Source organism: uncultured Brachyspira sp., from assembly GCF_944390845.1.
Taxonomy (GTDB): Bacteria; Spirochaetota; Brachyspiria; order Brachyspirales; family Brachyspiraceae; genus Brachyspira; species Brachyspira pulli.
Map to the genome: position 1 here is coordinate 18,191 of NZ_CALXRM010000039.1, position 12,703 is coordinate 30,893.

Here is a 12,703-nt window from a genome sequence, read left to right on the forward strand (position 1 = left end):
CATTTCGATTACATTTCAAATATATTTATTAAGATAACTACATATTAATCTTTATAATATTTTTTGTAATGTTCATAGCTATTAATAACTTTCTCTACATAATATTCAGTTTCTTCAATATCAATGAATCTTCCTGTACGATACATATTATTAGTACCATATTCAGACTTCCATCTTTTTCCACGTCCTGAACCAGCATTATAACTTGCTGCTACTATTATATAATTGCTTGCATTTTCATTTCTAAATAACCAGCTTATATGTCCAATACCTATATTAATATTTTGTTTTGGATCTGTTAAATTTAAAGGATCATATCTATATCTAGGATTCCTATTTTGTTCCTCAGCTGTTGCAGGCATTAACTGCATAAGTCCCATAGCTCCAACCCAAGATTTAGCTTTTGGATCAAATGTACTTTCTTCACGCATTATAGCATATATGAAAGAAGGCTCTATTTTATAATGTTTTGCTTCCGGTACAACATATTCATCAAAATATCTTGGATAAACTTTTTTTCTAAATTCATCTGGAAGCAAATCTGTATTATAAGTATAAGGATAATCAAAATACTTTCCTATATTAACCGATATCTGCATAAGCCTTTTTGTATTTCCAGAATCTTTAAAAATCTTTTCTGCAAAATGAAATAATGGATAATTTACTTCTTCTGCTTTCTTAAATATTTTATCATATTCTGTATATGCATTATCATAATCACCATAATAATATAATAATATTGATCTATCAACTTCATTAGTAGTTTGCAATGATAATTCATTAAATAAATCATAATCACTTTTATTTGAATATAGCTCTTTTACAAATTCATTTTGCATAAGAATATTTTTAGCCATATCTCTAGCAGATTTCATTAAATCATCTTCTTTTCCAGTAGCAATATAATTTAAGAATTGAATCTTATCAAGCATTTCCATAGACTTAGTATAGTTTGAATCAGTATAATATTTTTTAGCTTCATCAAAATAATAAGTATTGCTGATTTCAACATTTTTTATCATTTCATCATTGGCCAAACTCAAAGCACCATTAACAAAATAATGATTTTTACTTGTAAGAAGTATTTCCATTAAGTATTCATCTCTTTTTTTAGTATCTCCAAATTCTGATGCACTCCACATACTCCAAGATAATGGAAAATCATGTCTGAATTTTGTATATCTTTTCTCTAATGCTGAAGTTGCAAAATAAGTTTCAGTTTTGTTTTTTAATTTAAATGCTTTTCTTAAATATGATTTTAATGCTAATTCAGTCTGCCAGCTATTTGGAAATTTATTCATAACATTAGTTAAATAAACTTTTGCCTGAACTAAATTATTTTTATTTAAACTTGTGTTAACAAAATTATTATATATTCTTGGAACATAATCATCTCTTGGGTAATCTTTCAAAAATGTATTATACAATTCCATTGCTTTTGCATTATTTGTTAATTTATCATAATTACCAGCAGCATAGTAAAGTCCCATTTTTCTGTATGTTTTATTATTGGCATTAGATAAATATTCATCGTACAATTTAGCTGCTTCTGCCCTATTTCCTTCCGCTTCATTTATTCTTGCCATATAATAAGTTGAATTTCCCTTATTGTAATTATTAGAGTATAAATATTGAAAATGTTTTAATGCTGATTTTCTAAATCCTGCCTCATAAAGTACTGAAGCCGCCTTATATTTTAATCCATTATCAAATAATGATATTTCATCTTCATAATTATCATTATAATAAATAATAGCCTCAGTATTTGATAATTTAGTAATAAGTTCATAAGCTATCATTTTAGATTTATTTGTATCATCAGTATTTCTTAAAGCTCTAATGCCTACAAATTCTTTAATCCAATTTTGTTTCCTGCTATTAAAAAAATTGCTTACAGGATAATCATCTCTATAAAATTCTGCTAATGCTTTATACTGTTCAGCATAAGCATATAATGGAGAATTTGTATATTCTTTCATTAATAATGAATACAAATCTATAGCTTCATTATACATATTAGTACTCAAAGCACTTTTAGCACCATAATATATAATATAATCTTTTATAATTGAATCTTCATCTCTATTCATTATATTGGTAAATTGATTATATGCTTCTAAATATTGCTCTCTATTGTACAATTCTAATGCAGTACCATAATTTATTTTATTCTTTGAAGTTATTTTTTTCTTTAAAGAGATATCCTGTGCTACCAGTATAGAAGTAATTACTACAATAATAATAGCAAGAGTAACAAGCAACAATATAAATTTTTTATTAAAAATATTAGTAATTTTATTTTTCATTTACGCAAAATCCAAACATAGTTTTTATATATAAAGTTTTTATTTTATTATTTTTATGATTTTTTGCAAATCAATTCAATATATTAACCATAAAAAATAATGGTAATTTGTAAATATTTTTGTATATTAACTATAAACAAATTATGGAGAAATATATAAAATGGATTTAATAGGATTAAGAAATAAACAAAAAGAATTTTTTAAAAGTTCAAAAACTATGAGTTATAATTTCAGAATAGAACAATTAAAAAAATTAAAAACAATGCTCATAAAGTATGAAAAAGATTTTATTGATGCTTTATATCAAGATATGCAAAAATGTGAATTTGAGGCTATAGCTTCAGAATTCTATATGGTTATAGAAGAAATTAATTTATTCATAAAAAATCTAAGGAAATGGATGCATCATAAAAAAGTAAAGAAGAACATGATAACAATGGATGCTAAAACGATGGTAATAAATAAACCTTTTGGTGTATCATTAATAATATCACCTTGGAATTATCCTGTTCAATTAACTTTTCTTCCTCTTGTTGGTGCAATAGGTGCTGGAAATACTGCTATAATAGCACCTTCTCAATTAACTCCAAAAGTTTATGATGTAATATATGATTCAATAAAAAATACATTTGATGAAGAATATATTGCCGTTATAGATAAAACTGTACCTCCGGAAAGCACTACAACAATAGAATATGATAAAATATTCTTCACAGGTTCTCCAAGAGTTGGAAAAATAATCATGTCAAATGCATCTAAATTTTTAACTTCTGTAACTTTAGAGCTTGGAGGAAAATCTCCTGTTATTATAGATGATATAAACGGAAATAATTTTAATAAAGCTGTAAAAAGAATTATATGGGGAAAATTCTTAAACTCTGGTCAAACTTGTATATCTCCGGATTATATATTATTAAGAGAAGATTTAAAAGAAAAATTTTTAACTGCATTCAGTAAAGAAATAGAAGTATTTAATAAAGAAAGAAAATTGCATAGAATCATAAATGAAAATCACTATAAAAGAATAAAATCATATTTAAACGATGGAAAAATAATTTATGGCGGAGAATATGATGATAATAATTTATCTATATCAATAAGTCTTGTAGAGCCAAAAGATTTAGAAACTAATATAATTAAAGATGAAATATTTGGAAGTGTTTTCCCAATACTATATTATAAAACAAAAGAAGAAGCAAGAGAATTAGTAGAAAAGATATGCTCTACTCCTTTAGCTATGTATATATTTTCAGAAGATTTAGCATTTAATTATTACTTCATAGAAAAAATAAGTTACGGCTGCTGTGCTGTTAATGACACTATAAGTCAAATATTAAATCCTCATGCACCATTTGGAGGAATAGCAAATAGCGGTATAGGACAGTATCATGGTTATGATAGTTTTAAATGTTTTTCAAAAGAAACTACTATATTAAATAAAGGCTATAATTTTGAATTAACTACAAAATATCCGCCTTATGACAAAAACATTAAATCACTTAAATTCTTATACAATTTAATAAAAAAATAATTTACAAATAAAAAGGCTTGCATTGAAAAATATCAATACAAGCCTTTAATATTCTTAATTATTAAAAATTAATTTCCCCAAACATCTGGTTCAAATTCTTTATTGACTCTATTATAATCAACAATATCAACACCATTATAATAGAATTTTAAAATCTCTTTATAATCTTTTTTTACTTGTGCCATACCATAAGCACCCCATTGACACATACCTACACCGTGTCCGCTGCCTTTACCAGTGATTATGATACCATTATCAACTTTTTTAATAGTAAAGTTAAGAGATGGAACTACTTTAGGAGAAAGTGTTGTTCTGAAATCTCTTGAAGTGATATCGCTTTCATCTATTTTAATATTTGTAGCTTTACCTGATTTAGGGTCAGTACTTATACCTATAGATGATTTTTCACTAGCATGTACAGAATAACTTGCTAAATCATTATTAAGTTCATTATAAGTTAAAGTATTTGTCCAAGGCTTTATTTGGGCATTACAATAAGGACAAGAAACACCAGCTAAATATGGAACAGCAACACCAAATACATTTTCAGCACTGTCAGTATGTCCGCCGCATAATGCACTAAAATAAGTAGCTATTACTTTACCTTTATAAACAGCTATTTCATATCTAGTTCTATCCACTGCTTGTTCAACAGACCAGTTCATTTTTTCTTTACCATTATAAACTTGATATTTAGTAGTATTATCAACATCAAATGGAGCTTTATTAGCATTTTTTAGTATATGATACATTGCATAAGTTCTAGCTGCTACTGCTTGTGCTTTTAATGCTTCCATAGGCCAATCTGGAGACATTTCATGAGGAAGTACTCCTTTTACATAGTCTTCAATATTAAGCTCATTAACTACTATCATAGTATTATTATATGGAATAAACATTAAAGAACCATAATAATCAACACCATTCAAATTAAAACCATCTTGTGTTTCAAATACTATACCTTCTTTATAAACACCAACATCATTAACTTTTAAACCTAATCTGTTTTCTACAACCATTACTTTTTCATTTGTAAGAGCAGAAATAATTTCACTCTCATACTTATAATTGTAAGCTTTGTATGGACCTTTGATATTAATAGTATATGGTGCTTTTACATCTGTTAATTGTACTCTGATGATATTTTGATTGGCAAATGCATATATACTATTCATAGCTAGAAGTACTAGCAACAAAAACAAAGACTTTTTGACTCCCATAATCTTAATGCCTCCTTGCAATATATAAAATAGTTCAATCAAAATTATCGGTAGTTTAATAACTTACTTTAAAATATAATTTCTGTAAAAAGTCAAAGTATTTAATAATTATTATTTACAATTAAAAATTGCACATATATTTGATAAATAATCAATCATTACTTTTAAGTACTATCTTAGATACAAAATAAGATACTATTATAGCAGTTACGCCTCCAACCAATTTAGCAACTATCATAGGGAATATCATATTTCTATATTCTCCTCCTGCATAACCGGCAGTAAATCCTAAATGATCACCAAATGTAAATGCCGCACTAACAGCAAATGCACAATTTATAATCTTCCCTTGATTATTCATATCTTTCATTATATTAAACATAGGTATATTATTGGCAAGAGTTGCAACCAAACCAGCAGCTCCAACATCATTCATTCCTAGTTTTTTTCCTACAGCTTCCAAAGGTTTTGAAGCTACCTTAGTAAGTACAAATACAAGTGGGAAAGCTCCAGCCAAAACAAAAGCTATACTTGCAACAGTAGTAACAGCATCAGATATAGGCGACATTGTAACTGTTTGATTGCCAATAGTAAATTTTATAATTTGAATTCCTGTTAATGCCTCTATTACAGCAAAAACTAAACCTATAGTAATTAATATCACTAAAAATTTAGAAAATAAATCAAATATCTTTATCAAAACATCTCTTATAAATATTAAACCTAAAGTAAGAAGTATTGATACTATAATTATTGGAATAAGATTCTTTATTAAAAATATAACTCCATATCCAGCTGCAAGTCCTCCGCAAAAAGCACCTATTGGTATGGTAATCATCCCTGAAGCTATACCCAAAGCTAAATATTTTTGATCTTCTTTATTAATAATACCAATAGCAACTGGTATACTGAAAACTATAGTAGGCCCCATCATGGCACCAACTATAAAAGCTGAAAATTTTCCTGCATTCATATCATTAGCAAACTCTAATGCCAAAGGAGCCCCGCCCATATCATTTGCGAGTATTGTCGTTGCAAACATAGCAGGGTCTGCCCCAAGAGCCATATATATTGGAACTATAATAGGTCTTAATAATGCTGCTATTACAGGGGCTAGACATATAATACCTATCATAGATAAGGCTAAAGCCCCCATAGCATTAAAACCAGCTTCAAACTGTTCTCCGAGACCAAATTTATTACCAATAATTTTATCTATGGCTCCTAAAACCATAAATATAATCATTATATACAATATTATTTCATTTATACTCATAATTATAGCCTATTAAGTATATTTTAATTTAAATTAAAATAGGACAAATTTTTATGAAGTCCTGAAATATGATATCTCATATACTCATAAGATTTATTCATAATACCCCATAATGACCATATATAATTATGTATAATTTGTGCCTTTCTAACTCTGGAATCTTCTAAACCATTATATGATTTTAATAATTTAAGACGTCTTTCATCATCAATATCTGATTCACATACAAAACTAGCTATATCTAAATAATTAGAAGTAAAACCAGAATATTCAAAATCTATTATTTTTACATCTTCTCCATTATATAAAATATTTCCAAATAATAAATCTAAATGACATAATACTTTTTCATCTTTATCTAATTCTTTAGCTGATTTATGTATAAACTCTCTTTCTTTTTCAGTTACCAAACTAATAGGAACTAATTCTTCATATTTTTTTATTTTATTATAAATTAATAAAGGAACAAATCCTGGATTATCTTTTAATTTTATTTCATGCAATTGTTCTAGTCTTTTCATAAAAAGAGATAAAAATTTTTCATCTATATCATCAAACTCTAAATCTTTATACCCATCTAAATAATTAGTTATTTTAATGTCATAATCAAAGAACATACTTTTTGGAGCAATATCTTCAGAAACTAATGACATAATATGTTTTTCTGCTGGTCTGTCAATAAACTTTTCTGTACCTAAACCAGGAATTCTTATTACTTTTTTATCACCATTAAAAGTTATTTTGTAATTGTAATTAGTTAATCCTTTTAATCTAATCGCTTCTCCATTATCAGAACATTGTTTAGCAATATCTTCAAAAGTCAATGTATTAGTCATGATTGCATCTTTGAAAGAATCAACTTCTGTTACAATGTCTTCTGCCTCACTAATATAAAAATCTATTCTATTTAACGCTCTGAAAACAGCATATTCCCAATATTCATCATCTGTACAATTATCAAGTTCTTCTTTTATAGTATCAACATACTTACCTGCAAAATAAGCTATTCCTGTCTCACCATATCTTCCGCTAGTAGCATCTTTAATAATTTTAATAAGTTTCTTTTCCTCATCAACAATATATTCCCATACCATAACATTATTAATTTCTTGTGATAAGAATTGACATTCATTAGGCTTTATATATTCAAAAAAAGATTTTTTAATATATAAATCACCATTCATTATTATAGTACCATTAGTAATTTCATCTTTGACTAATTTTAATGAAGCACTGCTATTTTTAGAAGCAAAATCTGAAGATACAACTTTTTTGAATCCTAACTTTTTTTGTAAAGGATCAAACAATTCATGTTTATATCCTGTAACAACAGTAATATCGTCAACCCCACCTTCTCTAAGAATATCAATAGCATTTTCTAATATTGTTTTTCCATGTATTTCTAGTAATGGTTTAGGCTTTACTAAAGTCATAGGTAAAAGTCTTGTACCTCTACCAGCAGCAAGTATTATAGCTTTCATAAGTAAAAACTCCTTATTATTAATTAAAATAACTAATTTTTAATATTAAGTTTTACACAATATTAAGTATATTCAAATTATTAATCAAAGCATCTATATGTATCTGAGAATATTCATATGAATTATTAACAATATACCAATATCCCCATATATAATTAACAAGTATTTGAGCTTTTCTTACTCTTTTTTCATCAGCACCATCATATAAATTTATAAATTCTAAACGCTGTTTTCCATTCATATTAGACTCACATATAAAATTACCTAAATCCCAATATTTTGAAGAAAAACCAGAATATTCAAAATCTATCAATTTTACATCTTTGCCATTATACATTATATTTCCATAAAGCAAATCTCTATGACATAATACTTGCTCATCTTTTTCTATTTCATCAGCTATAGATAAGACAAAGTCTCTCTGTGTTTTTGTTGTTATACTTCTTTTAGCTAAACCTTCAAATTTATCTATTTCACTATGCATAGACATAGGTTTAAAATTATCATAATCTTTAAGCTTAATACTATGCAATTCTTTTAATGTATTTACAAAAGCTTTAAAAAAATCAGTATTTAAATCTTCATCTACTATACTATGATAACCTTCTAAGTAATTTGTTATTTTTACATCCCAATCAAAAAACTCTGTTTTAGGACATATACTTAATGGTACTATAGAAGTCACTTTTCTCTCTGCAGGTCTATCTACAAATGACTCTGTACCTATTCCAGGTATCCTTATAACTTTATCTTCACCTAAGAATTTTATCTTATAATTATAATTTGTAAGACCAGCTAATCTTGTAGCCTTATTATCATCAGAACATTGCTCTGCTATATCATCTGATGTTAAAAGATTATGAGTTATAGCATCACTAAAGGAATCTATTTCGTAAATTAAATCCTTTACTTCTGTTATATAAAAATTCAATTTATTTAACGAATTCAATACGCAATATTCCCAATATTTATTATCATCACATTTGATTAATTCTTCTTTCAAAATTGATAAATCTTTTTTAGCAAAATAAGCTATTCCAGTTTCACAAAGGCCGCCTTTACCATTCTCATCTATAGATATAAGTTTGTTATTATCATCTATATTGTATTTCCAAGTAGGATGTTTTGTACTTTCTAGATTTTGACCTATAAATTGAGATACATCTTTTTTTATAAACCTTACAAAATCACTTTTAATATATAAATCCCCATTCATTATTATTGTATCATCATCTATATTATCAATAACTAATTTTAAAGAATAACTACTATTTGTATTATCATAATCCTTATTAATAACTTTATTTAATCCAAATCTTGATACATATTCATCAAATATTTCATGTTTATATCCTGTAACTATTGTAATATCATCAATATTTGATTCTTTTAAAAAATGTATTGTATTTTCCAATAAAGTTTTACCATGTACTTTCAATAAAGGCTTTGGCTTTATTAAAGTCATAGGAGCAAGTCTAGTGCCTTTTCCAGCAGCAAGTATTATAGCTTTCATAAAACAACACTCCTTATTTATATTAAAAATATTAATTCAATTCTGTAAGCATTTTGCTTAAAACTAAAGCTCCATTTCTAGCTGCTTCACCTCGGCATTTATAAGCCTCATCTTTTGCTTTTATGATATTATCTTTCAATGAAGTATTATTAATGGTATCATTAACTATATCAGCAATATTTGCAAAATTGTTTTCATCTAAAGAAACAGTGATTTTAGGTAAAGTTTTTAATGTCCAAGTTTCCTCTTTTAACTCAATAGCATCATAACCTCTTTTATCAAAAGTAAAACTAGGTATAATTGTAGGCTTATCAAATAGAAAAGCATAATCTAATATAACGCCTGAAAAATCAGATATCATAACATCAGCTCTTGATAAAGAATATATATTATCTCTATTAAAATCCCATTCTATATTAGAATTATCTTTATATTTAGTTTTTAATCTTTCAAGCATATCTTTTTCTACTATACTAGATTGAGGATGAGGACGTATAATTACATAATATCCGCTTTCTAAAATAGGATCTATTACTTTCTCGCCAAATCTGGTAAGAAGCCCATTCATACCCCAAGATGGAGCTATCAAAACAGTTTTTTTATTTTCTACTTTAGTGATAGTCTTTGAAGCTTCTTCTTTCTTTTTATTAAGTTCATCTAAATAAGGGCTTCCTATAATCTCTAGTTCTTTTACTTTAGTTCCTCTTGTTTCTTCCAATTCTCTTATATCTGCTATTTGATTTTCTCCGCTTAATAGAACAGAATCAAAAAAATCTAAAGAATATAAACAATACATAGAAGCTTCATTTGGAGCATGAAATATATGAACATACTTCTTTACTCCTTTAGAACGTTTTAATTGAAATACATCTAAATTTGGAGTTGTCATTAAACAAATATCTGCTTCTATAAAATTTAATTTAGCATAAGCTTTATTACCAACACCTATAAACTCCGTATAAAGCAAATCATTTTTTATTTCAAATATTTGATCATCTTCACTTGAACTATAATAAATTACTGGTATTTCTAATTTTATTAACTCTTCTATTATTGGTTTAAATACATTACAATATCTTTTATCTTCACCATATATTATTATTCTAGCTTTTTTAGAAGCTTCTGTTTCTATGTTTTTGCTTTTAGAAAATGACATAGTTTTTAACTTTATAATTAAGGCTTTAGACAAAAAGAAAAGAGTTCCTATTATTCCAAAAAGTGCAGAAAATAGCAAACTTCCTGTTCCTGGATCTATATATCCAAATGCATTACTTTGTAATAGTATAAATAATGCAAGTATTGTAACTACCATAATAATTCCTTCAAAAATAAATACTAGTATTTCATAAATTGTATAATATTTTAATATAAAAATCAAACTATTGTAATTCTATTTCCTTAGATTCTTTAGTTTTCCAATCAATTTCAAATTTTTTCCAATTATTTACATCAAATATACTATCTTTAATGAAATAATAATTGTTAAAATCATAACGACGATAAGATTGTTTAGTAATTTCCCAAGTATTTAAATCTACTATATTAACACCATTCTTCTTATAATCATTTGTAATAACTTTATTATTAAACACATTTTTTATATTTTCTATATGCTTAGTTGCTATATATGGAACATCAGCAATTGTCATAAAATTTGTATCTACTTTTATTTCTCCTTTGCTTTTAAAATCTTTATACATAAATAAAGCATTATACCAAGATACAAATTTCAATTTATCATCTTTAAAAACTGTTGTATTAACATATCTACCATGATCTGAAACTAGTATTATTTTTGTATTATCATAAACATCATTCTGTTTTAAATAATCTATAAATGTTAATAAAATATTTATAGCAGATACATTAGCATAAAAATGCCTAGCACTAATATCATCTTTATAAATAGATAAATCCAATTCTGGTATTGGTTTTAATTCATTATTTGGTAAATAATCACTATTAAAAAATTGTGGCTCATGGGTTGTCATATTATGAAAAATATTAAAATAATTACCATCATCATTAATATTAATAAAATTTGTGGTATTTTGTAAAATAGAATAACTAAATATACTATAATTAACCAACATAGTATCAAAACTAAACCACTTACCATTTCTATAAAAATCATACCTTAAATTAATAGGAATCATTTTAAACAGAGAAAATTTAATAAATTTGTCTTTTTTATTATTTTTTGAAAATTCTTCTATATTAAAATTTGTTCCACCCAAATATTTATTTAAAGAATAAGAAGATACTGCATCATTATTATAAGCATTTATATTTGTATAATCTTTAAATACTGTTAAATCAGGAATATTAGAAAAATTTGCATATACAGGTTCTAACATAATTGATTTATAACCATATTTTTTTAAAGCTAAAGGAATAGTAAGTAAAGCTTGATTATGTTTTTCACGTATATTATAATTTCCATTAGTTGATAGTTCATAAGGTAGATAATCATATCCTCCATACAAAGAAGATATAGTTGCAGTAAAATCAGAAAAAGATACTGTATTAGGATAAATAACAAAACCATCTAATTTTTCTTTATACTCAGGGAATCTTTCTATGGCATCCATCCAATAAGAATTTATAGCTCTGTCAAGTATAAATACAAATATATTCTCACCAGATTTTGATAAATTAAATATTTTTATATCATTATTTATATTTATATTTTCATATAAGTTATTATTAGATTTTATAATAGTATTAATATTAAATATAGAAATGATTAGAATTACTATTGCTGTTATAGAATATATATTGAGAAATATGATATTCATTTTCTTTTTAAAAATAAAAATAACTAAAAAAATAGACAATATAATCAAACCTAACATTAACAATATTTCTTTGTAAGATGCTTTCAATAAATTTACATCATCAAATATAAAATCTGTATTTATATTTAAATAATTACCAGTCATTATAAATGTATTTATAATGACAATAAAAACTAAAAATATAAATAATAGTGTACAATAATTCTTTATTTTTTCAGAAAATAAAGAATATATAAATAAGGGATAAAATAAAAATAATCCAATACTTATTGATAAGTTGTTAAATATAAAATAAAAATGATTTGTAAATTCTTGAGGGGAAGTAGATATTAAAGAAGTTGGTATAAACAATCCAGATAGCAAAGATATTATTAAACAAGATAAAAATATTAATTTATATCTTGAACTTATAAAATAAATTTCTAATTCTTTATTATTAAATATAAATTTATAAATAGTACCAATATTTATTATAAAAGTAAATATTAATAAAAAAGTATATATGTTTAAGAGCCATAGATATTGCACACTTTTATTTTAAAAAAAGAAGGTATTCCTTATAATTTAAATTGCTATAA

General features: G+C 25.3%; 8 protein-coding genes. 1 reads left to right on the forward strand and 7 read right to left on the reverse strand.

From position 1 onward, the window contains the following. Window positions 1-44: 44 nt before the first annotated feature. On the reverse strand, window positions 45-2,306 hold the full coding sequence (locus tag Q0K52_RS08935) for a lytic transglycosylase domain-containing protein (protein ID WP_297298616.1): 2,262 nt from the start codon (window positions 2,304-2,306) through the stop codon (window positions 45-47). 160 nt (window positions 2,307-2,466) lie between these two features. Between Q0K52_RS08935 and Q0K52_RS08940 the strand changes: the two genes are divergently transcribed. Then, the gene (locus tag Q0K52_RS08940; protein ID WP_297298618.1) at window positions 2,467-3,837 is read left to right on the forward strand and encodes an aldehyde dehydrogenase family protein; all 1,371 of its coding nucleotides are present in this window, start codon (window positions 2,467-2,469) and stop codon (window positions 3,835-3,837) included. A gap of 68 nt (window positions 3,838-3,905) precedes the next feature. On the opposite strand, the gene Q0K52_RS08945 is transcribed toward Q0K52_RS08940, so the two are convergent. The 6 genes from Q0K52_RS08945 to Q0K52_RS08970 form a co-directional block, all read right to left on the reverse strand. Further along, complete coding sequence (locus Q0K52_RS08945) at window positions 3,906-5,012, reverse strand: SpoIID/LytB domain-containing protein (protein WP_297298630.1); 1,107 nt, start codon at window positions 5,010-5,012, stop codon at window positions 3,906-3,908. A 196-nt stretch (window positions 5,013-5,208) separates the two neighbouring features. Next, complete coding sequence (locus tag Q0K52_RS08950) at window positions 5,209-6,333, reverse strand: ethanolamine utilization protein EutH (protein WP_297298620.1); 1,125 nt, start codon at window positions 6,331-6,333, stop codon at window positions 5,209-5,211. 23 nt (window positions 6,334-6,356) lie between these two features. Continuing rightward, on the reverse strand, window positions 6,357-7,814 hold the full coding sequence (locus Q0K52_RS08955; RefSeq protein ID WP_297298622.1) for a sugar phosphate nucleotidyltransferase: 1,458 nt from the start codon (window positions 7,812-7,814) through the stop codon (window positions 6,357-6,359). A 52-nt stretch (window positions 7,815-7,866) separates the two neighbouring features. After that, a complete protein-coding gene (locus Q0K52_RS08960; protein ID WP_297298624.1) occupies window positions 7,867-9,327 on the reverse strand; it encodes a sugar phosphate nucleotidyltransferase in 1,461 nt (486 codons plus the stop codon). Between the two features lie 31 nt (window positions 9,328-9,358). Next, entirely contained in the window at window positions 9,359-10,639 is a 1,281-nt protein-coding gene (locus Q0K52_RS08965) for a CDP-glycerol glycerophosphotransferase family protein (protein ID WP_297298626.1), read from the reverse strand. Between the two features lie 67 nt (window positions 10,640-10,706). Next, a complete protein-coding gene (locus Q0K52_RS08970; RefSeq protein WP_297298628.1) occupies window positions 10,707-12,125 on the reverse strand; it encodes a sulfatase-like hydrolase/transferase in 1,419 nt (472 codons plus the stop codon). Between the last annotated feature and the right edge of the window lie 578 nt (window positions 12,126-12,703).